At 68.3% G+C, this 25,543-nt stretch carries 24 protein-coding genes; 11 read left to right on the top strand and 13 right to left on the bottom strand.

Annotated elements, in window-relative coordinates; genetic code table 11:
• Window positions 1-449 precede the first annotated feature (449 nt).
• Entirely contained in the window at window positions 450-887 is a 438-nt protein-coding gene (locus tag IEY60_RS30905; RefSeq protein ID WP_189034044.1) for a hypothetical protein, read from the top strand.
• A gap of 46 nt (window positions 888-933) precedes the next feature.
• On the opposite strand, the gene IEY60_RS30900 is transcribed toward IEY60_RS30905, so the two are convergent.
• Window positions 934-2,367 carry an MFS transporter gene (locus tag IEY60_RS30900; RefSeq protein WP_229740277.1) on the bottom strand — a complete coding sequence of 478 codons (1,434 nt, stop codon included), beginning with the start codon at window positions 2,365-2,367 and terminating at the stop codon, window positions 934-936.
• A gap of 123 nt (window positions 2,368-2,490) precedes the next feature.
• On the opposite strand from IEY60_RS30900, the gene IEY60_RS30895 reads away from it, so the two are divergent.
• The gene (locus IEY60_RS30895; protein WP_189034043.1) at window positions 2,491-3,048 is read left to right on the top strand and encodes a TetR/AcrR family transcriptional regulator; all 558 of its coding nucleotides are present in this window, start codon (window positions 2,491-2,493) and stop codon (window positions 3,046-3,048) included.
• A gap of 7 nt (window positions 3,049-3,055) precedes the next feature.
• Here the strand turns inward: IEY60_RS30895 and IEY60_RS30890 are convergent, their stop codons facing one another.
• The 4 genes from IEY60_RS30890 to infC all read right to left on the bottom strand — a co-directional run bounded on the left by IEY60_RS30890 (window position 3,056) and on the right by infC (window position 5,275).
• Entirely contained in the window at window positions 3,056-3,853 is a 798-nt protein-coding gene (locus IEY60_RS30890; protein ID WP_189034042.1) for a TrmH family RNA methyltransferase, read from the bottom strand.
• A 35-nt stretch (window positions 3,854-3,888) separates the two neighbouring features.
• On the bottom strand, window positions 3,889-4,275 hold the full coding sequence (gene rplT, locus IEY60_RS30885; protein WP_019046423.1) for a 50S ribosomal protein L20: 387 nt from the start codon (window positions 4,273-4,275) through the stop codon (window positions 3,889-3,891).
• Between the two features lie 92 nt (window positions 4,276-4,367).
• Window positions 4,368-4,562 carry a 50S ribosomal protein L35 gene (gene rpmI / locus IEY60_RS30880; protein ID WP_189034041.1) on the bottom strand — a complete coding sequence of 65 codons (195 nt, stop codon included), beginning with the start codon at window positions 4,560-4,562 and terminating at the stop codon, window positions 4,368-4,370.
• 32 nt (window positions 4,563-4,594) lie between these two features.
• Window positions 4,595-5,275, bottom strand: a complete 681-nt coding sequence (gene infC, locus IEY60_RS30875; RefSeq protein WP_189034132.1) for a translation initiation factor IF-3 — start codon at window positions 5,273-5,275, stop codon at window positions 4,595-4,597.
• 358 nt (window positions 5,276-5,633) lie between these two features.
• Here infC and IEY60_RS30870 point away from each other — a divergent pair, with 358 nt between their 5' ends.
• Complete coding sequence (locus tag IEY60_RS30870; RefSeq protein ID WP_189034040.1) at window positions 5,634-5,975, top strand: DUF1844 domain-containing protein; 342 nt, start codon at window positions 5,634-5,636, stop codon at window positions 5,973-5,975.
• Between the two features lie 511 nt (window positions 5,976-6,486).
• Here IEY60_RS30870 and uvrA read toward each other — a convergent pair.
• A complete protein-coding gene (gene uvrA / locus IEY60_RS30865) occupies window positions 6,487-9,462 on the bottom strand; it encodes an excinuclease ABC subunit UvrA (protein WP_189034039.1) in 2,976 nt (991 codons plus the stop codon).
• Between the two features lie 329 nt (window positions 9,463-9,791).
• Here uvrA and IEY60_RS30860 point away from each other — a divergent pair, with 329 nt between their 5' ends.
• Window positions 9,792-10,424: a response regulator transcription factor gene (locus tag IEY60_RS30860; protein WP_189034038.1), complete on the top strand. Its 633-nt coding sequence runs from the start codon at window positions 9,792-9,794 to the stop codon at window positions 10,422-10,424.
• 4 nt (window positions 10,425-10,428) lie between these two features.
• Here the strand turns inward: IEY60_RS30860 and IEY60_RS30855 are convergent, their stop codons facing one another.
• On the bottom strand, window positions 10,429-11,208 hold the full coding sequence (locus tag IEY60_RS30855; protein ID WP_189034037.1) for a sigma 54 modulation/S30EA ribosomal C-terminal domain-containing protein: 780 nt from the start codon (window positions 11,206-11,208) through the stop codon (window positions 10,429-10,431).
• 141 nt (window positions 11,209-11,349) lie between these two features.
• Between IEY60_RS30855 and IEY60_RS30850 the strand changes: the two genes are divergently transcribed.
• Window positions 11,350-13,176 carry a sensor histidine kinase gene (locus IEY60_RS30850; protein ID WP_189034036.1) on the top strand — a complete coding sequence of 609 codons (1,827 nt, stop codon included), beginning with the start codon at window positions 11,350-11,352 and terminating at the stop codon, window positions 13,174-13,176.
• Window positions 13,177-13,186: 10 nt separating this feature from the next.
• Here the strand turns inward: IEY60_RS30850 and IEY60_RS30845 are convergent, their stop codons facing one another.
• On the bottom strand, window positions 13,187-14,332 hold the full coding sequence (locus IEY60_RS30845; RefSeq protein ID WP_189034035.1) for a beta-ketoacyl synthase N-terminal-like domain-containing protein: 1,146 nt from the start codon (window positions 14,330-14,332) through the stop codon (window positions 13,187-13,189).
• 132 nt (window positions 14,333-14,464) lie between these two features.
• Between IEY60_RS30845 and IEY60_RS30840 the strand changes: the two genes are divergently transcribed.
• From IEY60_RS30840 to IEY60_RS30830, 3 genes are read left to right on the top strand one after another with little or no spacing between them, the layout of a single operon-like run.
• Window positions 14,465-15,802 (top strand): diguanylate cyclase domain-containing protein, encoded by a 1,338-nt coding sequence (locus tag IEY60_RS30840; RefSeq protein WP_189034034.1) that lies wholly within the window; start codon window positions 14,465-14,467, stop codon window positions 15,800-15,802.
• A gap of 13 nt (window positions 15,803-15,815) precedes the next feature.
• Window positions 15,816-16,127: an antibiotic biosynthesis monooxygenase family protein gene (locus IEY60_RS30835; protein ID WP_189034033.1), complete on the top strand. Its 312-nt coding sequence runs from the start codon at window positions 15,816-15,818 to the stop codon at window positions 16,125-16,127.
• Window positions 16,128-16,169: 42 nt separating this feature from the next.
• Window positions 16,170-18,431, top strand: coding sequence for a HelD family protein (locus IEY60_RS30830; protein ID WP_189034032.1), 2,262 nt, complete (start codon window positions 16,170-16,172; stop codon window positions 18,429-18,431).
• Between the two features lie 71 nt (window positions 18,432-18,502).
• Here the strand turns inward: IEY60_RS30830 and IEY60_RS30825 are convergent, their stop codons facing one another.
• From IEY60_RS30825 to IEY60_RS30815, 3 genes are all read right to left on the bottom strand, one after another.
• Window positions 18,503-18,955, bottom strand: a complete 453-nt coding sequence (locus IEY60_RS30825) for a universal stress protein (RefSeq protein WP_189034031.1) — start codon at window positions 18,953-18,955, stop codon at window positions 18,503-18,505.
• Window positions 18,956-19,224: 269 nt separating this feature from the next.
• Complete coding sequence (locus IEY60_RS30820) at window positions 19,225-19,656, bottom strand: hypothetical protein (protein WP_189034030.1); 432 nt, start codon at window positions 19,654-19,656, stop codon at window positions 19,225-19,227.
• A gap of 128 nt (window positions 19,657-19,784) precedes the next feature.
• Window positions 19,785-20,633: a helix-turn-helix domain-containing protein gene (locus IEY60_RS30815; RefSeq protein WP_189034029.1), complete on the bottom strand. Its 849-nt coding sequence runs from the start codon at window positions 20,631-20,633 to the stop codon at window positions 19,785-19,787.
• Between the two features lie 56 nt (window positions 20,634-20,689).
• Between IEY60_RS30815 and IEY60_RS30810 the strand changes: the two genes are divergently transcribed.
• On the top strand, window positions 20,690-21,157 hold the full coding sequence (locus IEY60_RS30810) for a VOC family protein (protein ID WP_189034028.1): 468 nt from the start codon (window positions 20,690-20,692) through the stop codon (window positions 21,155-21,157).
• 128 nt (window positions 21,158-21,285) lie between these two features.
• On the opposite strand, the gene uvrB is transcribed toward IEY60_RS30810, so the two are convergent.
• On the bottom strand, window positions 21,286-23,466 hold the full coding sequence (uvrB, locus tag IEY60_RS30805; protein WP_308426145.1) for an excinuclease ABC subunit UvrB: 2,181 nt from the start codon (window positions 23,464-23,466) through the stop codon (window positions 21,286-21,288).
• A gap of 402 nt (window positions 23,467-23,868) precedes the next feature.
• Here uvrB and IEY60_RS30800 point away from each other — a divergent pair, with 402 nt between their 5' ends.
• Window positions 23,869-24,489 (top strand): DUF402 domain-containing protein, encoded by a 621-nt coding sequence (locus IEY60_RS30800; RefSeq protein WP_189034027.1) that lies wholly within the window; start codon window positions 23,869-23,871, stop codon window positions 24,487-24,489.
• 59 nt (window positions 24,490-24,548) lie between these two features.
• Entirely contained in the window at window positions 24,549-25,049 is a 501-nt protein-coding gene (locus IEY60_RS30795) for a ribonuclease FAU-1 family protein (RefSeq protein WP_373291791.1), read from the top strand.
• Between the two features lie 53 nt (window positions 25,050-25,102).
• Here IEY60_RS30795 and IEY60_RS30790 read toward each other — a convergent pair whose 3' ends face one another.
• Window positions 25,103-25,534, bottom strand: a complete 432-nt coding sequence (locus IEY60_RS30790) for a hypothetical protein (protein ID WP_189034025.1) — start codon at window positions 25,532-25,534, stop codon at window positions 25,103-25,105.
• Window positions 25,535-25,543: the final 9 nt, after the last annotated feature.

Here is a 25,543-nt window from a genome sequence, read left to right as displayed (position 1 = left end):
CGGCCGCCCCTTCCCGCGCGCGGCCGGGTTGTGCTCGCCAGGACCGGAGAGTCGACCCGACGAGAGCACTCCGGACTCCGGCACGACAACCGACGGCAACGAGACCGATTGATCGGACGGTCACGCAGCGCGGAGATCCGTCGGCGACCCGGTGTTTCGCTGACGCCGTGGAGATTCGAGGGAACCGAATGGGGTCGCGCCACGTCCAACTGTTCGAACACACCAGCGTGTTCGACGCGAGAACAGGATGACTCGATGGCTGAACAGATGTGCGATTCGATCTCGCCGCAAGGCGGACGCACCCGGCGGACGACTCCAGGGATTGGTTTGGCGTTGTGTGGACTCGGTATCCGGACCACCGGGCGCCGCCCCTTTTCGCGGGTGGCGGGGTTGTGCGGACGGCCGGAGAGTGCTCCCGAGCCTGGGCCCGGCCGATCGGAGGGCCTTGTATGAGACGACTTCCGGATCGTCGGTCCGAGCCCCCGGTGCGGCGGTTGTATGTGCGGTTCCAGGCCGCGCAGCCCAACCGGCACGGGCGGTTTCCCGGCGTGTTCGCCCTGGTCAACGGTCTGTCGTCGGAGGGTCGGCTGACCGTCGAGCAGGAGCGGTTCCGCCGCAGCGGCAACGACTGGTTCGCCGACCATCTGGTGAATCCGTACGAGGTGGATCGACGGGTCTACGACCGCGAGCGGTATCCGGGTGCGGCGGCGTGGTTCAAGTCGACGGCGCTGCCGATGATCGATCGGGTCAGTGGCTACCTCGAGATCCTCGATACGCACGAGATCGCCTGGGAGCGGCTGGATTCCGATGAGCCGGGGGTCATCCTGTACGAGGATCCGCAGCAGATCGTCGCCCTGCCCGAGATGATCGCCGCGGTGGGCTCGTAGGAGATCGATGGTCCGCGTGCCGAGGCGGGCACGCGGACCATGCGGATCAGACGGACTGCCGGGTGTGGCGCGGCAGGAACGCCGCCACCACCGCCGCGACGGCGACCAGTGCCGCGCCCACCCAGACCGCGGGGACGAGGCCGTCGACGTAGGCCTGGGGGTCGGTGTAGGAGCCGTGCGAGGCGAAGACCGAGGCGAGCACGGCGATGCCCATGGCCACGCCCACTTCGCGCACGGTGCTGTTGATGCCCGAGGCCATGCCCTGGTCGGCCGGGGAGGCGCTGGCCATGACGATGGTGGAGGACGGGGCGAAGGTCAGGCCCATACCGATGCCACCGAGAACGAAGGGGGCTACGAAGGCGACATAGGCGACGTCGGTGGAGGTGATCGACGCCATCCAGGCCAGCGAGACTGCCAGCAAGACCTGTCCGGTGGCGATGAGGACGCGCGGTCCGACGCGGTCGACGACCAGCCCGGCCAGCGGCGCGACGACCATCGGGACCATGGTCCACGGCATGGTGCGGATGCCGGATTCCAGCGGCGAATAGCCCTGCACGACCTGGAAGAACTGGGCGAGCAGGAAGATCGCGCCGAAGACACCGGCGGAGAAACCGAAGGAGACGAGGTAGCTCAGGCTCAGCCCGCGCGAGGCGAACATGCGCAGCGGGAGCATCGGGTCGGTGACATAGCGTTCCCAGACGACGAACGCCACGAGCAGCGCGCCGCCACCGAGCAGCGCGGTGAGCACGCGCGGTGCGGTCCAGCCGTCGTCGGCGCCGTGGATGACACCCCACACCAGCGCGAGCACGCCACCGGCCGAGAGCACCAGCCCGATCAGATCCAATCGCCGTGCGGTGCCGCGTGATTCGGCGAGAACGCGCGCGGCGAACGGCAGCGCCAGCAGGCCGATCGGGACATTGAGCCAGAAGATCCACTGCCAGTTCAGCCCGTCGACGACCGCGCCGCCGACCACCGGACCGACCGCGACACCCAGCCCGGCCAGACCGCCCCAGATACCGATCGCGGCGCTGCGCATCCGTGCGGGGACCGCCGCGGCGAGCAGGGTCAGCGACAGCGGCATCACCGCGGCGCCGCCCGCACCCTGGATCGCGCGGGCCAGGATCAGCATCCACGGTTCGGTCGCGAGCGCGCAGGCAGCCGACGCGGCGACGAAAACGGCGATGCCGGCGAGGAACACCCGGCGGCGGCCGATGCGGTCGCCGAGGGCCGATGCGGTCAGCAGCAGCGAGGCGAACGACAGCGTGTAGGCGTTGATGAACCACTGCAGATCCGAAAGGGACGCTCCCAGTTCGGTTTTGATCACCGGCAGGGCGTTCGTCACGACGAGATTGTCCAGCGTCACCATGAACATCGGGATGCCGACGGCGGCGATCACCGCGCCGAGCGGTGCGGTTTTCGTGCCGCCGGGAGGCTGCGTGTCGGCGAGAACGGCATCGCCGGGTTCGAGTGTCTGAGTCATGTCCAACCCTGTTGTTATTCACTGATAACTAATAACGACTATGGTTATGCATCGACTGATAACATGTCAAGAGGCGACGGAACTTCGAGGAGGAACACACTCATGGGCGGCACGAGAACCCGGATGACCGCATCCGAGCGCAGCGCGCAGGTGCTCGAGGCCGCGGTGCACGCCTTCGCCGAATCCGGCTACGCCGCGACGAAAACCGACGAGATCGCCCGGCTGGCCGGTGTCTCGCAGCCGTATGTGATCCGGCTGTTCGGCACCAAGCAGCAACTGTTCCTCGCCGCCTTGCACGAGGTGTGCGGGCGGATCGAGGCGGTGTTCCGCGGGGCCGAGATCGCCCCGGACGCCGATGCCGCCGAAGCGCTGCGCACCCTGGGCCAGGGATTCGACGTCTTCCTGGCCGAACGCGAACTCCCGCTCATGCTGCTGCACGGCGCCGCCGCCAGCGCCGATCCCGCGATCGGCGATCCCATGCGCGAGCGGTTCGGCCGGATCTATCGCCTGATCGGCGAGCTCACCGGCGCCGACACCCTCGAATCACGCCGTTTCGTGGCCACCGGCATGCTGCTGACGATCATGACGGCCATGCAGGTCGCCGGGAGCGAGGCGATCCCGCTCCCCTGGGCCACCGAAATCCTCGACGATCTGCGGAGCTCCGCCGCGCCGGGGTGCTGACCGCGCGCTACTTCGCGTGCTGGACGCGGGCGCTGGCGTAAAGGCAGATCGCCGCTGCCGCAGCCAGATTCAGGCTTTCGGCGCGGCCGTGAATGGGGATGCGGATGCGATGGTCGGCGCGCGCGGCGACGGCGGCATCCAGACCGTGCGCCTCGTTGCCGAACAGCCAGGCGACCGGGCCCGCGAGGATCTCGTCGGCATCGTCGAGATCGACCTCGCCGTTCGCGGCGGTGGCCAGGATCGTGACACCCGCCGCGGAGATCGCGTCGAGGGTGGCGGTGATATCGCGGCTGCGCGCGATCGGCACATGGAAGACGCTGCCGGCGCTGGCCCGGACGCATTTGCCGTTGTGCGGGTCGACGGTCTCCCCCGCGAGGATCACGCCGTCGGCGCCGACCGCGTCGGCGACCCGGATCAGGGTGCCCGCATTACCTGGCTCGGCGATCTCGACGGGGACGGCGAGCATGCGCGGGCCGCGGTCGAGGACCTCGCCGAGCGGCACATCGAGCAGCTCGCACACCGCGACCAGACCCGGCGCGGTGACGGTCTCGCCGAGGTGCTCGGCGGCGCGGTCGCTGACCAGCGTGGTGCGCACGCCGTCGGCGGCGGCACCGGCGATCAGCGCGGTCTCGCGTTCGGCCGCGGCGAGCGAATAGAACAGCTCACGAACCCGACCGGTCTCCAGCGCGGCGGTCACGGCGTTGGTGCCCTCGGCGAGGAACTGGCCGGATTTGCGGCGCTGCGCGGCGCGCTGGAGCTTGACAGCGGAAACGACCCGCGGATTGCGCTCGGAGAGCGCGTCCACGGGTCGTTCCGACAGATCGCTGTGTGTCGTCAAGCTCAGGCAGCGGTGGCCGGGGCGTTGACGTCGGCGGGCAGCGCGGCCTTGGCGACAGCGACGAGACCGGCGAAGGCCTCGGCGTCGGAGACGGCGAGCTCGGCGAGGATCTTGCGGTCAACCTCGACACCGGCGGCCTTGAGGCCCTGGATGAAGCGGTTGTAGGTGATGTCGTTCAGACGCGCGGCGGCGTTGATACGAGCGATCCACAGCTTGCGGAAGTCACCCTTGCGCGCCTTGCGGTCGCGGTAGGCGTAGGTCAGCGAGTGGAGCTGCTGTTCCTTGGCCTTGCGGTACAGGCGCGAGCGCTGGCCCCGGTAGCCCTTGGAGGCCTCGAGGATGGAACGGCGCTTCTTCTGAGCGTTGACGGCCCTTTTGACGCGTGCCACTTTTTCAGTCCTTGATCATCTGGGGCGCGCTGGCGCCCGGTTGGTAGTTGTCGGCGTCCGGATATCCCGGCCGCGCAATGATGGGTTGCGGGTCAGAGACCCAGCAGCCGCTTCACGCGGGGGACGTCGACGGAAGCGACGGACTCCGTGCCTTCCAGACGACGAGTCCGGCGGGTGGCCTTGTGCTCCAGGAGGTGGCGACGGTTCGCCTGCTCGCGAAGCAGCTTGCCACTGCCGGTCACCTTGAATCGCTTCTTGGCGCCGCTGTGGGTCTTGTTCTTCGGCATGGATTCCTCTATCTGTGTCGGTGAAATCGGTGTTACTGCGGGTCGGCCGGCGCAGCCTGCTCGGCGGGCGCCGGGGTTTCGACCAGCGCAGCCGGGTCGGCGCTCGCGGGACCGGTCGGCAGCGGACGTGCCGCCGGCGCCGATTCCTGCTGTGCCTTCACCCGCGTCTTCGCGCCCTTGTGGGGAGCGAGGACCATGGTCATGTTGCGGCCGTCCTGCTTGGCCGAGGTCTCGACGAAACCGAGTTCGGCGACGTCGGAGGCCAGGCGCTGGAGCAACCGGAAACCGAGCTCGGGCCGCGACTGCTCACGACCACGGAACATGATCGTGACCTTGACCTTGGACCCGGCTTCGAGGAAGCGCACCACGTTGCGCTTCTTGGTCTCGTAGTCGTGGTCGTCGATCTTCGGGCGGAGCTTCTGCTCCTTGATCACGGTCTGGACCTGGTTCTTCCGGGACTCGCGCGCCTTCTGCGCCGTCTCGTACTTGAACTTGCCGTAGTCCATGATCTTGCAGACCGGCGGACGGGCATCGGGTGCCACCTCGACGAGGTCGAGGTCGGCTTCGAGCGCGACGCGAAGTGCATCTTCAACACGCACGATCCCAACCTGTTCGCCGCCGGGTCCGATGAGACGGACCTCGGGAACACGGATGCGATCGTTGATGCGGGTCTCAGTGCTGATGGGGCCTCCTAGGTCAAGCGGTGTCGTCATAACGACCGCGCGCAATAACTGCAACCCCTGTTTCAACACGAAAGCCCCGTTGCGGTATTTCTCCGCCACGGGGCCCGATGTCGACCGATCGCCCACAGCCGATGCCCTCACGAGCTCGGTGTCGACCCCTGCGTGCCAGGCACACAGGAAACCCGCCACTTCGAGCGGGTGACCGGGACCGTTAGTCCAGTACGATTGCTCGCCGGTAACGGTGGGAGTCGGGCTCCACTTATCTGCCCCCGGATTGCATGACACAACCAGGGGCGGTCGTCAGCGGAAAGTCTAGCATCGCATTCGGCTATCGCCGAATCGGCCTGGCGCGGACGGGCCCGAACGGCATCGATATAGCCTTGTCGCCATGACTGACGAGCTCGATCCCCCCGTGCGCGACCTGGCCGACATCCCCGCCGTCGAGGTGATCAGCCGCGCCGCCGTGATGCTGATGAGTTCGGCCGCGGAGAAGCTGGGGCTGGCCTCGGAGGACCCGGACTCCGGGGCGCACGTCGACCTCGACGAGGCGCGCCGGGTGATCACCGCGCTGGCCGGCCTGGTCACCGCGTCGGTGGAGTACCTCGGTCCGCACGCGGGACCGATCCGCGACGGCCTGCAGGCGCTGCAGCGCGCCTTCCGCGAGGCCTCCTCGGTGCCCGACGCGCCCGGCATGGGCCCCGGCGAGAAGTACACCGGCCCGGTGCACTGACCGGACCCGCCACCGGAAAAACGAAAAGATCCGCCGACGCGCACGTCGGCGGATCTTCGCGTCTACGGACCAGGGCGGCCGCTACTGCGTCGAGCTCAGACCGTGGGGGTCGGCGGGTTGCCCGGTGTGACCGACACGGCCGAGCCGGAGGAGATCATGTTGGCGATGGCGGTGAACAGCGCCGCGCTTCCGGTATCCATTACTCAGGTGTTCCTTTCGATTCCGCCGGGTCAGGCAGTCGGCGTGGTGGGCTCGTAGGCCACCGAGGACCCGCCACTGAGGAAAGACAGAATCTGGCCGATGAGCGCCGTGGTGGCTTCATCCATGGGGACGTTCCTTTCAAACTGCACGACATCCGCGATCGCGCCGCCCACGGGCGCGAGACACCACGGGATGCCGGTTCGACTAACCGTTACTGTCCGGTACTCCGGCAACGGTGAGGCGAATGCTACCCACCCGTGTTTCACTTTGTCGCGTTTTCGGGAACTCCCGTCAGGGAGGCTATCCGGCCTCAGCGCAGCGCGGCCGCCTTTCGCGCCAGCCGCTTGGCCGTTGCCGTCTCGGCAGGCGCCTTCTTCGCGCCGGCCGTCGCCTTCTTGGCTGCCTTCTTCGCCGCGGCTTTCACCGGAGCCGGGGCCGCGAGCACCTCTTTGAGGAACTGCCCGGTGTAGCTGTCCGACACCTGGGCCACGTCCTCCGGCGTGCCGGTCGCGACCACGGTGCCGCCGCCGGAACCGCCCTCGGGGCCCATGTCGACGACCCAGTCCGAGGTCTTGATGACATCGAGGTTGTGCTCGATGACGATCACCGTGTTGCCCTTGTCGACCAGCCCGTTGATCACCTTGAGCAGCTTGCGGATGTCCTCGAAGTGCAGGCCGGTGGTCGGCTCGTCGAGGATGTAGACGGTCCGCCCGGTGGAGCGCTTCTGCAGCTCGGCGGCCAGCTTCACGCGCTGGGCCTCACCGCCGGACAGGGTCGGCGCGCTCTGGCCGAGGCGCACGTAGCCGAGGCCGACCTCGACGAGGGTCTTGAGATACCGGTGGATAGAGGTGACCGGTTCGAAGAACTCGGCGGCCTCGTCGATCGGCATGTCCAGCACCTCGGCGATGGTCTTGCCCTTGTAGTGCACCTCGAGGGTTTCGCGGTTGTAGCGGGCGCCGTGGCACACCTCGCACGGGACGTAGACGTCCGGCAGGAAGTTCATCTCGATCTTGAGCGTGCCGTCGCCCGAGCACGCCTCGCAGCGGCCGCCCTTGACGTTGAACGAGAACCGGCCCGGCTGGTAGCCGCGGACCTTGGCCTCGGTGGTCGAGGCGAACAGGGTGCGGATCTTGTCGAAGACGCCGGTGTAGGTGGCCGGGTTCGAGCGCGGGGTGCGGCCGATCGGCGACTGGTCGACCTGGACCAGCTTGTCCAGGTGATCGAGGCCGTTGATCCTGGTGTGCCTGCCCGGCACCTGGCGGGCGCCGTTGAGCTTGTTCGCCAGCACCGTGGCCAGGATGTCGTTGACCAGGGTCGACTTGCCCGAGCCGGAGACGCCGGTGACCGAGGTGAGTACGCCGAGCGGGAAGGACACATCGATCCCGGCCAGATTGTGTTCGGTGGCGCCGACGACGGTGAGCCTGCGCTTCTTGTCGATCGGACGGCGCACCATCGGCACCTCGATCTGCTCCCGGCCGGAAAGGTAAGCGCCGGTGAGTGATTCGGGTTCGGTGAGCAACTCGGTGTAGGGGCCGCTGTGCACGACGCGGCCACCGTGCTCGCCGGCCAGCGGGCCGATGTCGACCACCCAGTCCGAGGCGCGGATGGTGTCCTCGTCGTGCTCGACGACGATCAGGGTGTTGCCCAGCTTCTTCAGCCGCAACAGCGTCTCGATGAGCCTGCGGTTGTCGCGCTGGTGCAGGCCGATCGACGGCTCGTCGAGCACATAGAGGACGCCGACCAGACCGGACCCGATCTGGGTGGCGAGCCGGATGCGCTGCGCCTCGCCGCCGGACAGCGTCGCCGCCGCCCGCGAGAGCGTCAAGTATTCCAGGCCGACGTCGAGCAGGAAGCCGAGCCGCGCCTGGATCTCCTTGAGCACCTGACCGGCGATCGCGGCCTCGCGCTCCCCCAGCGTCAGCGAGTTCAGGAAGTGCGCGCAGTCACCGATGGACAGATCACTGACATCGGCGATCGACTTGTCGGTGCCGTCGGCGGCCAGGGTGACGGCCAGGATCTCCGGGCGCAGCCGGGCGCCGTGGCAGACCGGGCACGGCACATCCCGCATGTAGCCGTCGTAGTGCTCTTTCATCTGCTCGGACTCGGTGTTGTCCATGCGCCGGTGCAGGAACGGCATCACGCCTTCGAAATCGGCGTAGTAGGAGCGCTTGCGGCCGTAGCGATTGACGTAGGACACGTGCACCTGGTCGGAGCTGCCCTCGAGCACCGCCTTGCGCGCCTTCGCGGGCAGGTCCTGCCACGGGGTGTCCATGGAGAAGCCGATCGACTCGGCCAGGCCGGACAGCAGCCGGTTGAAGTACTCGGCGGTCTGCCCGCGCGACCACGGCGCGATGGCGCCGTCGGCCAGGCTCAGCTCGGGATCGGGCACCACCAGTTCCGGGTCGACCTCCTTGCGGATGCCGAGGCCGGTGCAGTCGGGGCAGGCGCCGTAGGGCGAGTTGAACGAGAACGAGCGCGGCTCGAGGTCCTCGATGTCGAGTGCGTGGCCGTTCGGGCAGGCCAGGCGCTCGGAGAAGCGGCGCTCCCGGTCGTGGGCGTGTTCGTCGCGGTCGACGAAGTCCAGCACCACGATGCCGTCGGCCAGCCGCAGCGCCGTCTCGATGGAGTCGGTGAGCCGCTGCTTGGACGCGGACTTCACCGCAAGCCGGTCGACGACGACCTCGACGTCGTGCTTCTCCTGCTTCTTCAGCTTCGGCGGATCGGTGAGCGGATACACCACGCCGTCGACCCGCACGCGCGAGTAGCCCTGGGTCTTGAGCTGGTCGAACAGGTCGACGAACTCGCCCTTGCGAGTGCGCACGACCGGCGCGAGGACCTGGAACTTGATCCCCTCCTCCATCGCCAGCACCTGGTCGACGATCTGCTGCGGCGTCTGCTTGGCGATCAGCTCGCCGCAGACCGGGCAGTGCGGTGTGCCTGCGCGGGCGTAGAGCAGGCGCAGGTAGTCGTAGACCTCGGTGATGGTGCCGACCGTCGACCGCGGGTTGCGGTTGGTCGACTTCTGGTCGATCGACACCGCGGGCGAGAGACCCTCGATGAAGTCGACATCGGGCTTGTCCATCTGCCCGAGGAACTGACGCGCGTAGGCCGACAGCGACTCGACGTAGCGGCGCTGCCCCTCGGCGAAAATCGTGTCGAACGCCAGGCTCGACTTACCCGAACCGGACAGACCGGTGAACACGATCAGGCTGTCACGAGGCAGATCGAGATCGACACCTTTGAGATTGTGTTCCCGAGCTCCGCGCACAGTGAGGCGTTCCGCCACCTGGTGAATCCCTTCTCCATCGTCATCCGCCGACCGGACATGAACCCCCGCCAGCCATGCTAGGCGGCCCCACCGACAGAAATGTTGGAGCGCTGGCGCGCTCGAGTTCGCGGCCCCTGGTGTCCCGCCGGTCAGGCACCGTTGCTTGCTCCGTCGTCGCCTACGCAACGGCACCTGACCGACGGGACGGCCGCGAACCGCCGCTGCGCGGCGGACCCTCCTCGAGGTCGGGTCGTGGTAGTCGAGTTCCCGGTCTGCGCCCACGATTTCGGCATACGGATTATGTTTGACGGCAGGGGTGGGGCGATCGACATGATGAAGGAGCCGGCGTGCTCGAGGTGTTCCTGGTCGACGACCACGAGATCGTGCGGCGCGGGTTGATCGACCTGCTCGAGGGTGATCCAGAACTCACCGTGATCGGTCAGGCGGGTGGTGTCGCCGAGGCGATGGTGCGCATTCGCGAGGCCAGGCCCGACGTCGCGGTCCTTGATGTGCGCCTGCCCGACGGCAACGGCATCGAACTGTGCCGCAATCTGCTGGCCGAGTTCGACGACCTGCACTGCCTGATCCTCACCTCGTTCTCCGACGAGCACGCCATGCTCGACGCCATCCTGGCCGGCGCCAGCGGCTATGTGGTGAAGAACATCGACGGGATGAAGCTGGCCGACGCGATCAAGCAGGTCGGCGCCGGTCACTCCCTGCTCGACACCCGCGCGGCCGACGCACTGCGCGCCCGGCTGCGCCGCAGCACCGAACCCTCCGGCGCGCTGGCCGGGCTCACCGAGCAGGAACGCCGATTACTCGAGCTGCTCGGCGAGGGACTCACCAACCGGCAGATCGCCGCGCGGATGTTCCTGGCCGAGAAGACGGTGAAGAACTACGTCTCCCGCCTGCTGGCCAAGCTCGGCGTCGAACGCCGCACCCAGGCCGCGGTCCTGGCGACCAAGCTGCGCGAACCGTAGGCGCTCAGGAGGGGACGACGATGGTGAGGTCGCCGTCGTAGCGGCGGTAGAGCAGGTTGCCGCGGCCGGTGTGGCTGTCGGTGAAGAACAGATACGGCAGGCCGCCGGTGCACAGCACGTCGGAGGCCTCGTCCTCGGCGTAGACCGGCGCGGCGTCCTGCACGACGCGGACCGGCATCGCGCTGGCGGTGAGCGGTAGCTCGGCCGAGGCCCCCGCCGCGGCGGTGTGCCGCTGCCTGGCCAGACTGACGCCGTGCGGATCGGCCCAGGTGACGATCGCGTCCTCACCGGTCTGGGCGTCGGTGAACAGGTAGGCGTCGTAGTCCATCGCGTCGAGCACGGTGCTGGCTTCCAGCGGGGTGCCGGTCATCAGCGCGCAGTCCTTGCGCCGGATGATCGGCCTGGTCTCGGTGATCTGGGCCAGCGGGCGCCGCGCCGGGTCCGGCCACGCGCCGCGCGCTTCCTTGCCCGCGCGACGGGCCAGCTGACGATCGAGCCGCTCGGCGGCGAAGGTGACGGCGAAGCCGCCCGGTCCGGTGACCTGCACGCGGGTCAGCGTGTCGTTGGTCCGGATATTGGCCTGCACCAGGGTCGGCTCGTCGGAGCCCCGCGGCGCGGTGACGCGCACGCGGGCCGGACTGTCGAGGTGGTGCCTGCGCATCACGCGGGTGATGGCGCGGACAGCGCGGGTGACGTCTTGCGGTGGTACCTCGCCGCGGGTGGTCACCGCGAGCTCCGGGTCCGCGGCGGTCGTCCAGTGCTGGGTCGTCGACAACGAATTCATCTCTTGCCCCACTTCTCGATCCCTTTTCCCGGTGCCCTATGCCACCATTCCCCTCCTTGCGAGTGAAGGGCCGAAAGTCCCCACATTGCGGACTAGACTTTGCGTTCGACGGTTGGGGTGGTGCGGCGACGGGATACGGCGATGACGAATGACGGTCGGAGTGGCCGCTATTCGGTGGGCCGGACCGTGTCGCAGCAGCGATTGCGCGCGTTGCTCGGCGAGGTGGCCGACCGGGTCGAGGTGATGATCGGCTCGCGCGATCGGATGGACGGCCTGGTCGAGGCCATGCTGACGGTCACCGCAGGCCTCGATCTGGACGAGACGCTGCGCACGATCGTGCGCACGGCGATGAACCTGGTCGACGCCCGCTACGGCGCGCTCGCCGTGCGCGGCCACGATCGGCAGGTCTCGCAGTTCATCGACGAGGGCATGCCCGACCAGATCAGGAACCGGATCGAGCGATTACCCGCGGGCCACGGCGTGCTGGGGGCGGTGTTCGCCGAGAAGGCCCCGCTGCGGCTGGACGATCTCACCGAGCACGCCTCGTCGGTGGGTTTCCCGGCGGGCCATCCGCCGATGCACACGTTTCTCGGTGTGCCCGTACGCATTCGGGACGAGGTATTCGGCAGCCTCTATCTGACCGAGAAATTCGACGGTCAGCCGTTCACAGAGGAGGACGAGGTCCTCGTCCTGGCGCTGGCCGCCGCGGCGGGGATCGCGGTCGACAACGCGCGCCTCTACGAACAGGCGCGCACCCGGCAGGCATGGATCGAGGCGACCCGAGATATCGCGACGGAATTCCTGGCAGGCACCGAATCGGATCGGGTGCTGGCGCATGTGGTCGATCACGCCCGCGGCCTGACCGGATCACATCAGGCTTTTCTGGCCTCGGTGCCGGTGCCGGACGAATTGCCCGGCGAGATCTCGGAATTGGTGATCACCCAGTGGACCGGGCCCGATGCGGGACAGGACTGGCAGACGGTCCCGATAGTAGGCACCGCCCTTGGTGACGCGTTCAGCAGGCGCACGCCGCTGCGCTTCGACGACATCTCGACGGCGACGCTCGGGGTGGAGTTCGCCAACGCCGAATCTCCCGGTGCCGGACCGGCTCTCGTGTTGCCGCTGTGCACGCCCGACGCGACGCTCGGTGTGCTGGTGACGATCCGGCCACCCGGCTTCGCCCCGTATTCCGACGAGATGATGGAACTGACGGCGGCGTTCTGCGATCAGGCCGCACTCGCGGTCCGGCTGGCCGACGCCCAGCGGCGGATGCGCGAGCTCGATATCGTCGCCGATCGCGATCGCATCGCCCGCGACCTGCACGACCACGTGATCCAGCGCCTGTTCGCGATCGGCCTGACGGTGCAGGCGACCATGCCCAAGGCAGTGGTTCCCGAAGTGCGGCAACGCCTTTCGACGGTCATCATGGACCTGCAAGAAGTGGTGCAGGAGATCAGGACCTCCATCTTCGACCTGCACGCCAGCGGCCCCGACCACAGCGCGGGCCTGCAGCAGCGGCTCGAGCTGGCGATCCGGCGCCAGACCGCCGACATCGCGATGCGGGCGACGATCCAGGTGTCGGGCCCCCTGTCGGTGCTCGATCCGCAACTGGCCGACCACGCCGAGGCCGTGGTCCGCGAGGCGGTCAGCAACGCGGTGCGCCATTCCGGGGCCGATACGGTCGCCATCGTCATCGACGTGGCCGACGACCTGACGATCACCGTCAGCGACAACGGCTGGGGCATCCCCAATCACGTGATCCGCAGCGGGCTGCGCAATCTCGAACAGCGCGCCCAGGAGGCGGGCGGGCACTTCGACATCGGGCCCGCGCAGCGCCCCGACGCCGATGGCAATCACCCGGAGATGCCGGGAACCCAGCTGCGCTGGGCGGTGCCGCTGCCCCAGGACTCGCCGACCACCGGCGGATACGCGCTGGCCGGTGGGCCGGAGGCGGGCGAGGGCGACTGAGCCAAGCGGTTCAAGCCGACCCGAGGACGACGGCGGCGTTGTTGCCGCCCATGCCCATCGACAGTTTCACCGTGGGACCGCCGGTCATCGGGGCCGGGCCGTCGAGCAGCCGCGGATGCGCGGGCGACATGACCGGCGCCGACACGGCGATGCCGCGCTCGTAGGACAGCGCGATCACCGCGACCTCCACGGCCGCGGATGCTCCCTGGCAGTGTCCGGTGAGCGGCTTGAGCGCGGTGATCACGGGACGGTCGCCGAAAACGGCGGTCAGCACGGCACGTTCGGCGGCGTCGCATTGCCTGGTGCCGGTGGCGTGGGCGTTGACGTAATGCACGTCGGCGGCGTCGATCCCGGCCACGGTCAGCGCGCGCTGGGCGCAGGCGATGAGCTGGGTGTGGGTGGGCTCGACCGAGACGACGTGGAAGGCGTCGTTGGTCATCGCGCCGCCGAGTACCCGGGCATAGGGCGTGTCGACGGCGTCGGAGAGCAGGAAGGCCACCGAGGCCTCCGCGATGGTGAAGCCCAGGGTGTCCTCCTGGAACGGCCTGCACGCGGTGAACGGGTCGGCGTCGGCGACCGCGGCGCCCAATCGAACGAAGTGTTCGAGCATGTCGGGGGTCGCCGAGATGTCGGTGGCGATGCACAGCACGTCGTCGACCAGACCGGCGTCGCGCCACATCTTCGCGGTGAGCAGCCCGGCGGTACCCGAACTGCACGCGGCGGACACGTTCATCGCGGGACCGTGGAATCCGAACTCCTGCATCACCACCGAGATGGGGGTCGACGGCAGCAATCGCAGGTAGTCACGGGAACGCCGGTGGCCGTGATCGACCAGATAGAAGTCGCGCCAGTCGGCGACATCGCCCAGGGTGAACGCGTGCACCAGGCCGACCGTCCGGCCTTGCCCGCGCCAGCCGCGGGCCTGCGCATCGGCCACCGCCTCGGCGGCCGCCGCGTACACGGCGCGCCCGAACAGACCTGAACCATGAGCAGGATCACCGCCGTCGGGCACCCGGCCCACCCAGGCGTGCTGATCGCGTTCGGGGCCGTAACCGGGGTACAAACGGGCGGCCGGTTTCCCGCCCATCACCCCCTGCCACAACTGCTCGCGGCCCCAGCCGTAGCCGGAGACAACACCTATGCCTGCGATCGACATAGAATCGAGACGGTGGACCATGCCGCCGGGAAGCACGTCCGGTTTCACATCGCTCCTCGCGGATCTCATCAAGGGTCCCCACAATAGTCCTGTTCGCCATCGCCAGACCAGGTCGAGATCGGGGGTATCGCAGTGGGAGAAGCCAATACCGACGCGGCGAGCGCCGAGCAGCTCGCGCAGCGGTACCGCTCGCTGGTCGAACACACGCCCGATGCGATCTGTGTGCACGAGGCGGGGACGGTCGTCTTCGTCAATCCCGCGATGGTGCGCCTGCTCGGCGCGCGCTCGGCCGACGACCTGCTCGGAATGCCGATCGTCCGGTTCGTCGATCCCGATTCGATCCCCGCGATGCTGGAGCGGATCGACCAGCTGACCGCCGAGGGTGCGGCCTCGCCGCCCACCGAGATGGACCTGGTCCGCATCGATGGCCGCACGGTGCCCGTCCAGACCGTGTCGGTGCTCACCGCGTGGCAGGACAAACTCGCCTACCAGGTGGTCGTGCACGATCTGACCGCCCAGCGGGCCGCCGAAGCCTCGGCACGACGGGCCGAAGCGCACTTCACCACGGTGGTGTCGCAACTGGAGGAGGGCGTGCTCGTCATCGATCCGCGCGGACGGCTCGAGTCGATCAATCCGGCGGGCAAACGGATACTCGGCATCGACGACGCGACGCCGGTGATCGGCCGCCGCGTCGACGAACTGCCCGTGACCTTGATCGACCGCAACGGTCAACCGCTGCCGACCGACCGGCATCCGATGGCGCACACCCTCGCGACCGGCGAGGCCGTCACCCAGTACATCTTCGGCGTCGAGCACGCCGACGGCACGCAGGTGTGGTTGTCGTGCAACTGCCGGTTGCTCAACCCGGACAGCCCGGATTCCTCCGGCGTGTCCTCCTTCGCCGACATCACCGAGTTCAGGGCCAGCAGGCGCCAGCTCGAATACCAGGCCACCCACGACGCGCTGACCGGGCTGGCCAACCGCTCGCTGATCCTGTCGCAGCTCTCGGCGGCGCTGGCCGACGAGGACGGCAGCCTGGTCACCACGGTGCTGTTCATCGATCTCGACGGCTTCAAGGCGATCAACGACACCCTCGGGCACGCGATCGGCGACACGGTGCTGCAGATCGTCGCCCAGCGGTTGCAGCGCGCGCTGCGCGCCGAGGACCTGGTCGGCAGGCTCGGCGGCGACGAGTTCCTGGTGCTGCTGGCCGGTCATCCGCAGCGCGCCGACCTGCCCGGACTGATCGAGCGGCTGCGCACCACGATGGCCGAGCCGATCATCGCCCGCGGGCACCGGCTGGAAGTGAGCGCCTCGATCGGCGTCACCGAACTCGGCCCGCACGAACACCGCACCCCCGAGGCCGTCCTGCACGACGCCGACCTGGCGATGTACCGGGACAAGCCCTCGGGTCATCGTGACCTCGGTCTCGGTCAGAATCGACGCTCGAACAACACCCACGCCTCCTGACAGACTGGTCGGCGTGATCGTCGAACACGCCGTGCTGCCCGTACGCCCCGGACTCGCCGACGCCTTCGAGGCCGCGTTCGAGCAGGCGTATCCGATCATCGCGTCGATGCCCGGTTTCGGCGGGCTGTCGCTGTCCAAGTGCGTCGAACGTCCGGACAGTTATCTGCTGCTGGTGCGCTGGGCGCAGCTGACCGACCACACGGAGGGTTTCCGCGGATCGCCGGAATATCAGCGCTGGCGCGCGCTGTTGCATCACTTCTACGATCCGTTTCCCGTGGTCGAGCACTTCACGCCGATCGTCGGTGACGATCTGTTCGCCGAGTAGACTCGACAACTCTGTTCTCGCCGGTGACAAAGGAGTCCTGTTTTGCCCGACCGCCTCGCCGATGAACGCGCCGCGGAACAGCAGTACCTCTCGGTGCTCTACGACCGGCTCGACGGCATGCGCGACTACGCGCAGAACCGGCTGAAGACCGTGCTGCTGGAGTCCGGCGGCACCCCGCAGGCACGCAGTGAACGCGAGTCGTTCACCCAGCTCTACAGCGAGGACCTGGCCAAATACGACGCCGCCGAGCACGGCCTGTGCTTCGGCCGGATCGACCTGGACGGCAGCGAGCCCGAGTCGCGCTATATCGGCAGGCTCGGCATCCTCGACGAGGACAACGACTACGAGCCGCTGCTGCTGGACTGGCGCGCTCCCCTGGCTCGCCCGTTCTACCTGGCGACCACCGCCAACCCCGAGGACGTGGTCCGCCGCAGGCACATCCGTTCCCGCAACCGCGCGGTCACCGCGATCAACGACGAGTACCTGGATCTGCGCGCCGCCGAGCGCGACGGCGTGGTCGGCGAAGACGACGGCGTCGGCGGCGAGAGCGCACTGCTGTCGGCGCTCAACGCCGCCCGCACCGGGCACATGAACGACATCGTCGAGACGATCCAGAGCGAGCAGGACGCGATCATCCGCTCCGAGCACAAGAGCGTGCTCGTCGTGCAGGGCGGGCCCGGCACCGGCAAGACCGCGGTCGCGCTGCATCGCGCCGCCTACCTGCTCTACACCTACCGCCAGCAGCTGGCCAAGAGCGGCGTGCTGATCATCGGCCCGAACGCCACCTTCCTCGACTACATCGGCCAGGTGCTGCCCTCGCTCGGTGAGACCGGCGTGCTGCTGTCCACCATCGGCGACCTGTATCCTGGGGTGAAGGCGGTCAGGGAGGATTCGCTGCGCGCGGGCGAGATCAAGGGCTCGCTCGACATGCTCGAGGTGCTCAAGCAGGCGGTGCGTGATCGCCAGGAAGTGCCGTCGGAGCCGGTCCGGCTCACCTTCGACGGCTACCCGGTGACGCTGGACCGCAAGATCGCGACCAAGGCCCGCGGCCGGGCCAGGTCCTCGCGCCGTCCGCACAATCTGGCCAGGCCGATCTTCGCGTCCTCGGTGATCGACGCGCTCACCGATCAGCTGGCCGCGACCATGGGCGCCGACCTGTCCGGCGGGACGAGCCTGCTCAGCTCGGCCGACCTCAGCGAGATCGGTGACGAGATGCGCGCCGACCCGCAGGTCCAGGCCGCGATCACCGCGCTGTGGCCGATCCTGTCGCCGCAGGAAGTGCTGGCCGACCTGCTCGCCGACCCCGCCCGCCTCGACCGCGCCGCCAAGACGCTGAGCCCCGAGGACCGGGCCGAGCTGGTGCGCAACGACGACGGCACGTTCGGCGCCGCCGACGCACCGCTGCTCGACGAGCTGGCCGAACTGCTCGGCGTGGACGACACCGAGGAACGCGAACGCGCCCGCCGCCGCTGGCGCGCCCAGCTGGCCGAGGCACAGGACGCCCTCGACATCCTCACCGGTTCCGCGCCGCAGGACATCGAGGACGAGCTCGACCCCGAGATCCTCATGGCCTACGACCTCATCGACGCCTCCCAGCTGGCCCAGCGCCAGGAATTCGGCAACCGGCAGACCACCGCCGAGCGCGCCGCGGGCGATCGCACCTGGACCTACGGGCACGTGATCGTCGACGAGGCGCAGGAACTGTCGCAGATGGCGTGGCGCATGGTGATGCGGCGCATCCCGAACCGGTGGATCACGGTGGTCGGCGATGTCGCCCAGACCGGTGATCCGGCGGGCGCGTCGTCGTGGCAGCGGGTGCTGGAACCGTATGTGGCGCAACGCTGGAAGCTCACCGAGCTGACCGTCAACTACCGCACTCCGGCCGAGATCATGGCCGTCGCCGCCGATGTCCTTGCCGCGATCGATCCGGGTGTGCAGGTGCCGCGCTCGGTTCGCGACTCCGGCAATCCCCCGCGCGCACACCGGGTTCGGCCCGACCAGGTGGCAGCGGAACTGGCGCGGCTGCTCGACGCCGACCACGGGCCCGGCACCAGCGCGGTGCTCGCGCCCGCCGCGCTCGTGCCCGAGTTGTCCGCGCTGGCCGGTGAATCGGTGCAGGTGCTGACCGTGCACGACGCGAAGGGACTCGAGTTCGACCGGGTGTACCTGGCCGAACCACAGGCGATCCTGGACGAATCACCGCGCGGGCTCAACGATCTCTATGTCGCACTGACCCGTGCGACCCAGCGGCTGGCGGTCGTGCATACCGAGGACCTACCCGAGGTGCTCTCCTCGCTGGCATAAGCGCTGCTTCCCCGGAAAACACCTCGAGGGCGCCGCGATTGCGGCGCCCTCGAGGGCGTACTGGAACTGATCTAGCGCACGGTGTGCACGATCAGCACGTCCGAGCGCGACTTGCGGGCCACATCCGAGGGGACCGAGCCGAGCAGGCGGCCGGTGAGCGTGTTCAGGCCCCGGTTACCGACGACTAGCAGGTCGGCCTTGGTCTCCTTGATCAGGTCGAGCAGCGAATCCACCGGCTCGCCGATGATCGCGCGCTCGACGATGTTCTTCGCACCGGCGGCTACAGCCTTCTCCCTGGCGACGTGCAGGATCTCGTTGGTCGGCGCCGAGCCACGCACCTGGTAGGCCTCGTCCTTGAGCACGTCGGCCGCGGCGGCGACGTCGCGGTCATCGGTCGGGAAGTAGGCACAGGCCAGCACGAGAGTCGCGTCCGCGTCGCCGGCGAGCGCTGCGGCCTTCTCCACGGCGACGTACGACGAATCCGAGCCATCAGTACCGACGACAATGGTCCGGTAGGCGGTCATCTCTCCTCCAACTTGGTCGGTGCCAGCGTCGAGCGACCCGGGAATCGAGCGTCAGCGCGGCAATTGGGTCGACCCTAACGCCAAAACAGGCCGATTTATCGACAAATCGCAACAGATCACATCGGGAGTGTTGGCGCCGGTCTTCGCCATACCGGTGGTCTTCGCGACAGTCGTGAAGATTCACCTGCGACGATCTGACCGTGAGTCTTGGAAATTGTGGTCGATCACAACACAATCAACGCGACTGCGCGACTGGGACTTTGCTCACATCAACCGGAAAAACTGGGCAGGCCGCAGGCGGCGCTGCCGGTACCCGTCGAGGGCGAGACGGTCACCGTGGTGGGCACGATCCATCGGGTGCCGATGCCGACGACTTTCGCGGTCAATTCGTGCTGACCGGCGGCACCGGGCCGCCAAGTCGTCGTGGTGGTGCCGATGGCGGGGACCTCGACGGTGCCGATCGCCGTGCCGTTGTCGTAGAAGGTCACGTCGGCGCCGGAGTCACTGCTGCTGTAGCCGACCACGTTGACCGCGGTGATCGTGTACGAGCAGCCGGCTTGATGATCGGAGCCCTCGACCGCGACGCGCTGGGTCGCGTCGGCGTGTGCGAGCGGCGCGACAAGCGCGGCCGTGGCCAGGACCGTGGCGATGCCGGAGCCGGCCAGCCCCAGCCGCGTGTTCCGGCGGAAAGATGTTGTCACCGTTGATGTCCTCACTCTCGCGCAGCAGCGACCGCTGCGAATGCGGTGAGACTATCGGCGGACACCACCGCCCTCCGCCGAAACGACAATATTTCAGATACCCGATTTCTGGGGTCTCGACACCCCCGTCAACCCGGCGTCGGTACCGCGCTCGCCTGCGCTTTGCGGGCGTATTCCCATGGCGACATCCCGATCTCGGCGGTGAATTCCCTACTGAAATGGGCCTGATCGAAATAGCCGAGATCGGCGGCCAGCGTCGCCAGATCCGGCTTGTCACCGCGGGCGAGCAGATCGGCGGCGTCCTGCAACCGGAATCGGCACAGCACCCATTTCGGGCCTGCGCCGACATAGCGGCGGAACAGCCGTTGCAGGGTGCGGATCGGGATCGCGAAGCGGTCGGTCACCTGGTCGACCCGGGTGAGCGCGGGATCGGCGGCCATCGCGGTGACGATGCGCGAGACCAGCGCGTAGTGCGGATCGTCGGCGCGGCCACGCCCGGCGAAGAAATCCTCGACGATCTCCACCCGCGCCACATCGGACGGCTCGGCCAGCACCCGATCCGCCAGGCCCGCGGCGGCAGGCAGGACGTCGGCCAAGGGCGCCGAATCATCGCGCAGCGCACCGACATCCATGCCGGTGAACGCGCCGAACCCGCCGGGCCGGAACCGGATACCGAATGTCTCCCCTGCACCGTCCAGTTCGCGGACGTACTTCGTGGTGCACACGCCGTTGACGAACCCACCCGTGCGGGTGCTGCTGCGTTCGAAGGTGAGATTCACACACGGAAAAGACAGCACTTCGGCGCGATAAGCGGGCTTACCGCGCAGATCCCAGCGCACGACCCAATATCGGTCCGCGAATTCGGCCAGTGCGGGCCCGACCGCCAGCCGGTCCAGCGATCGATGCCTGGCCTGCTCGCCCGGGTGCAGAATGCCTTTCATATCACCGGGATCCGGCACCGCGCGCAGACCGGTCATCCGATCTGTCGCTTTCTTACAAGATCGGGCACGGCAGATCGACCAGGATCGAAGACATGACCAATCCCGTTGCGCCCATCCCGGAGGGCTACCACTCCATCACCTGTTTCCTGGCCGTGCCGGACGGCAACGCGGCCATCGACTTCTACACCGAGGTGTTCGGCGCGAAGGTGCGCAGCCGGGCGGACCTGCCCGACGGCCAGCCCGCGCACGCCGAACTGCTGATCGGCGATTCGACCATCCAGCTCGGAATGCCCATCCCCGACAACAACGTTCGGGCCCCCGAGGACTGGGTGCACACCTCGATCGTGCACTACTGCCCCGATGTCGACGCCGTGATCGCCCGCGCGATCGCCCAGGGCGCCCGCGTCGCCGAGGAGCCGCAGACGTTCGTCAACGGCGAGCGGTTCGGTGTGGTCATCGACCCGTTCGGCCATCGGTGGGCCGTGATCACCCGGATCGAGGACATCTCCCGCAAGGAAGCCGACCGCCGGATCGCCGAATGGATGGCGGAGTCGAATTAGCGGCTGGCGCCGCGGGGTTTTCGGCCCCTTGTGCCTCGCGTCCGAGGAGCGATACTGCGCCTGCGGCGTTCCGTCTCGCTCCTCGGACGCGAGGCGGCCGAAAACCCGTGGTGGTCCGGTGAACATGTTCAGCTCAGACCGGCGGCGTCCATGCCGCGTAGTTCCTTCTTCAGGTCGGCGATCTCGTCGCGCAGGCGGCCGGCCAGCTCGAACTGGAGCTCTCGCGCCGCGTTCATCATCTGATCGGTGAGCGAGGCGACCAGGTCGGCAAGTTCCGCGCGCGGCATGGACTTCACATCACGTTCGGCGTAGATGCCCGCGCTCACCGCACGACCCGGCTCGCCCTGGGCGCGCCTGCCGCGGCTGACATTGCGGCCCGAACCACCGACGGCCACTTCGTCGTCGGCCTCCAGGTACACCTGGTCCAAGATGTCGGCGATCTTCTTGCGCAGCGGCTGCGGGTCGATGCCGTTGGCCTCGTTGTAGGCGACCTGCTTGGCGCGACGGCGGTCGGTCTCGTCGATCGCGTGCCGCATCGAGTCGGTGATCTTGTCCGCGTACATGTGCACTTCGCCGGAGACGTTGCGCGCCGCGCGGCCGATGGTCTGGATGAGGCTGGTGCTCGACCGCAGGAAGCCTTCCTTGTCGGCGTCGAGGATCGCCACCAGCGACACCTCGGGCAGGTCGAGGCCCTCACGCAGCAGGTTGATGCCGACCAGCACGTCGTACTCGCCCAGGCGCAGCTGGCGCAGCAGCTCCACGCGGCGCAGGGTGTCGATCTCGGAGTGCAGGTAGCGCACCCGCACGCCGAGGCCGAGCAGATAGTCGGTGAGGTCCTCGGCCATCTTCTTGGTGAGGGTGGTGACCAGCACGCGTTCGTCGCGCTCGGTGCGCTGGCGGATCTCGTGCACCAGATCGTCGATCTGGCCCTTGGTCGGCTTCACCACGACCTGCGGGTCCACCAGGCCGGTCGGGCGGATCACCTGCTCGACGACCTCACCGCCCACCTGGCCGAGCTCGTACGGACCCGGCGTCGCGGACAGGTACACCGCCTGGCCGATCCGGTCGGCGAACTCCTCCCAGGTCAGCGGGCGGTTGTCCACCGCCGACGGCAACCGGAAACCGAACTCGACCAGGTTGCGCTTACGCGACATGTCACCTTCGAACATGCCGCCGATCTGCGGCACCGTGACGTGCGATTCGTCGATGACGAGCAGGAAATCGTCGGGGAAGTAGTCGAGCAGAGTGGCAGGCGCCGACCCGGCGGGACGGCCGTCGATGTGGCGCGAGTAGTTCTCGATGCCGGAACAGAACCCGACCTGGCGGATCATCTCGAGGTCGTACTCGGTGCGCATGCGCAACCGCTGCGCCTCGAGCAGCTTGCCCTGTTTCTCCAGCTCGGCCAGCCGCTCGGCCAGTTCGGCCTCGATGTCGGCGACCGCGCGCTCCATCCGCTCCGGGCCCGCCACGTAGTGGGTGGCCGGGAAGATGCGCAGCGAGTCGACCTGGCGCACGACGTCGCCGGTCAGCGGGTGCAGGTAGTAGAGCGCCTCGATCTCGTCGCCGAAGAACTCGATGCGCACCGCGAGCTCCTCGTAGGAGGGGATGATCTCGACGGTGTCGCCGCGCACCCGGAACGAGCCGCGGGTGAACGCCATGTCGTTGCGGGTGTACTGCACGTCGACCAGCAGGCGCAGCAGCGCGTCGCGGTCGATCTCGCCGCCGACCTCGAGCTGCACCGAGCGGTCCAGGTAGGACTGCGGCGTGCCGAGGCCGTAGATGCACGACACCGAGGCGACCACGACGACGTCGCGACGCGAGAGCAGACTCGAGGTCGCCGAGTGCCGCAGCCGCTCGACGTCGTCGTTGATCGAGCTGTCCTTCTCGATGTAGGTATCGGTCTGGGCGATGTAGGCCTCGGGCTGGTAGTAGTCGTAGTACGAGACGAAGTACTCGACCGCGTTGTGCGGCAACATCTCCCGCAGCTCGTTGGCCAGCTGCGCAGCGAGGGTCTTGTTCGGCGCCATCACCAGCGTGGGCCGTTGCAGCTTCTCGATCAGCCAGGCGGTGGTCGCCGACTTACCGGTACCGGTGGCGCCCAGCAGGACGACGTCCTTCTCCCCCGCGGTGATCCGCCGCTCCAGCTCGGCGATGGCGGCAGGCTGGTCGCCTGCGGGCTTGTGCTCGCTGACCACCTCGAACTGTCCGCCCGCACGCTCGATGGTGCCGACGGGACGGTGCTCGGAATGAGCCAGCGGGTGCCCCCGCTCCTCATACCCTTCCGTCGGAATCTCGGTTGCGAATGCCATGCACTCCAGATTAGGCCGGACCACCGACAAGTCGCGCGAACAGCCTGCTCTCCGGCCCCGACCCGGCGACACACCTGCGCCACGCCGAGTCACCGCCCGCCGCCACGGTGTCTTTCCGGTGAACTTCTGCTCATCGGGAAATCCGCTCACCTGCGCGAACGCCGCGCCACTCGTGGCCCGCAGCATCGTGGCGACCACGCGCTCGCGACCGCATCGCCTGGTCCGGCCCGTACCGGCGATCACCCAGCCGCGAGCTGGCTACTTCGGAGCATTCCGGGCCGATGCCCGAAAAGTCCCATGTCCCAAGGCTATTCACAGCGATGCCGCCCCGCGGACACGGTGCGCGACGTACATCCGGGCGTACCCTGAGCTGATCATCGGCACGTGGTGAAGGACAAGGCCATGAGCGCACTACTTCCTCTGCTCGTCGCGGCTCCGGCGGTCACCGGATTCGCCGGATACTTCGCGCGGGAGATCCGCGGCCAGCAGCCGCGGCCCGCGGCGACTCCCACCACGCCGCCGCCCGGTCGCCCCCGGATCGAGTACTTCGACGTGGCGGAGCTCACCAGCACCGATGCCAAGGGCTACATCCGGCCCGTCGAGCGGTACGAGGTGCAGCCGTGGGGCGTGTACCTCGCCCGCACCGTCGACCGGCCGCGTGGCCGCTACGAGGAGTCTTGGCTGCTGCCCGGCCCCGCCGTCCGCGCCACCATCAAGCACGATCGCCCCGGTGACCACCGCAGCCACGACTATGTCCTCGACATCGTCGAGTTCGTCCAGGTCGGCCCCAAGCGCTGGAAGGCCACCGACTACTTCCTCGACATCGCCGTCCGCCGCGGCCGGTCGGCGACCCTGCGGGGCGCGGCCGAGCTGCTGGCCGCCCACGCCGCGGGTCACGTCGACACCGCCACGGCCGATCGCGCTTTCGAGCGGGCCGCGGCCGCCCTCGACGGCCTCGCCGCCAACGACCACGATGTCGAGCAGTGGCTGCGCTCGCGGGAGATCACCCTGACCTGGATGTGAGCGGGGTGGCCCGGTCACCGGTAAGTTTTCCGGTCATGACGCAGGCATCCACCGTGCACGTGCATCCACCCAAGGTCGAGTACTTCGACATCGCGGCGCGGACGAACACCGATCCGAAGGGGTTCGTCCGGCCGGTCGAGGTCTACCGGGAGGAGCCGTGGGGCCTGTACATGGGCCGCCACTCCGATCATCCGAACTTCCACTACCTGCAGTCGTGGGTGCTGCCGGAGCTGTCGCTGCGCGCGACGAAATTCCACTACAACCCGGGTATCGAACAGTGGCAGGACGTCTACGTCGACGTCGGCGCGTTCACCAGGGAATCGGCCACGCTGTGGAAATCGGTCGACCACTACCTGGATCTGCTGGTGCGCACGGGTCGCGAGGTCGAACTGGTCGATATCGACGAATTGCTGGCCGCCCACGCCGACGGCCTGCTCGACGCGGCGCAATGCCAGGCCGCGATCGAGCACGCGACCGCGGCGATCGACGGGATGGCCGCGCACGGCCACTCGCTCGAGGGCTGGCTCGCCACCCGCGGCATGACCCTGACCTGGCGCTGAAACGACAAACCGCCCGGACCCTCGGTAGAAGGTCCGGGCGGTCGCCGATCGGATCAGCCGGCCGACAGGCTCGGGAACAGATCCGCCAGTCCGCCGCCGCAGCCCGCGCTGCCGGTCACGGCGGCCTCACCCACGGTGACGGTGATCGAGTCGCTGATCAGCAGCTGACGGGCCTCGAGCTTGTGCTGACCCGCCGTGGTCGGCTTCCAGGTGATGCTCACCGTGCCCGAGAGCAGCGACGGCGACACCGGGCTGCCCGGAATGTCGACACCGTTGTCGGTGAACTTCACCGAGGTCAGCCGGTCGACCTCGACGCTGGCGGTCAGCTTGTAGCTGCAGCCGACCTTGTGGTCGCTGCCCGCCACATTGAGGTTGCCGACCCAGGCCGAGGCCTGCGGGGCGGCCAGCACGATGCTGGCGGCGACGGCGCCGAATGCGGTGATACCGAAGCCCGCACGGCCGAACCGACGATGATGTGTTGTCATACGCGCTAC

The sequence above is a fragment of the Nocardia rhizosphaerihabitans genome, from assembly GCF_014646295.1.
Taxonomy (GTDB): Bacteria; Actinomycetota; Actinomycetes; order Mycobacteriales; family Mycobacteriaceae; genus Nocardia; species Nocardia rhizosphaerihabitans.
Note: the sequence above shows the minus strand (reverse complement) of the source record. Positions and strands in the feature narration are given on the sequence as shown.

What these genes read in the sequence shown, in the direction of transcription:
- uvrB (WP_308426145.1), bottom strand. Translation starts at nt 23,466, where the DNA reads ATGGCATTCGCAACCGAGATTCCGACGGAAGGGTATGAGGAGCGGGGG.
- IEY60_RS30810 (WP_189034028.1), top strand. Translation starts at nt 20,690, where the DNA reads ATGACCAATCCCGTTGCGCCCATCCCGGAGGGCTACCACTCCATCACC.
- IEY60_RS30895 (WP_189034043.1), top strand. Translation starts at nt 2,491, where the DNA reads ATGACCGCATCCGAGCGCAGCGCGCAGGTGCTCGAGGCCGCGGTGCAC.
- IEY60_RS30825 (WP_189034031.1), bottom strand. Translation starts at nt 18,955, where the DNA reads ATGACCGCCTACCGGACCATTGTCGTCGGTACTGATGGCTCGGATTCG.
- IEY60_RS30855 (WP_189034037.1), bottom strand. Translation starts at nt 11,208, where the DNA reads ATGAATTCGTTGTCGACGACCCAGCACTGGACGACCGCCGCGGACCCG.
- IEY60_RS30870 (WP_189034040.1), top strand. Translation starts at nt 5,634, where the DNA reads ATGACTGACGAGCTCGATCCCCCCGTGCGCGACCTGGCCGACATCCCC.
- IEY60_RS30845 (WP_189034035.1), bottom strand. Translation starts at nt 14,332, where the DNA reads ATGTCGATCGCAGGCATAGGTGTTGTCTCCGGCTACGGCTGGGGCCGC.
- rpmI (WP_189034041.1), bottom strand. Translation starts at nt 4,562, where the DNA reads ATGCCGAAGAACAAGACCCACAGCGGCGCCAAGAAGCGATTCAAGGTG.
- IEY60_RS30905 (WP_189034044.1), top strand. Translation starts at nt 450, where the DNA reads ATGAGACGACTTCCGGATCGTCGGTCCGAGCCCCCGGTGCGGCGGTTG.
- IEY60_RS30815 (WP_189034029.1), bottom strand. Translation starts at nt 20,633, where the DNA reads ATGACCGGTCTGCGCGCGGTGCCGGATCCCGGTGATATGAAAGGCATT.
- IEY60_RS30900 (WP_229740277.1), bottom strand. Translation starts at nt 2,367, where the DNA reads ATGACTCAGACACTCGAACCCGGCGATGCCGTTCTCGCCGACACGCAG.
- IEY60_RS30800 (WP_189034027.1), top strand. Translation starts at nt 23,869, where the DNA reads ATGAGCGCACTACTTCCTCTGCTCGTCGCGGCTCCGGCGGTCACCGGA.
- IEY60_RS30790 (WP_189034025.1), bottom strand. Translation starts at nt 25,534, where the DNA reads ATGACAACACATCATCGTCGGTTCGGCCGTGCGGGCTTCGGTATCACC.
- infC (WP_189034132.1), bottom strand. Translation starts at nt 5,275, where the DNA reads ATGACGACACCGCTTGACCTAGGAGGCCCCATCAGCACTGAGACCCGC.
- IEY60_RS30850 (WP_189034036.1), top strand. Translation starts at nt 11,350, where the DNA reads ATGACGAATGACGGTCGGAGTGGCCGCTATTCGGTGGGCCGGACCGTG.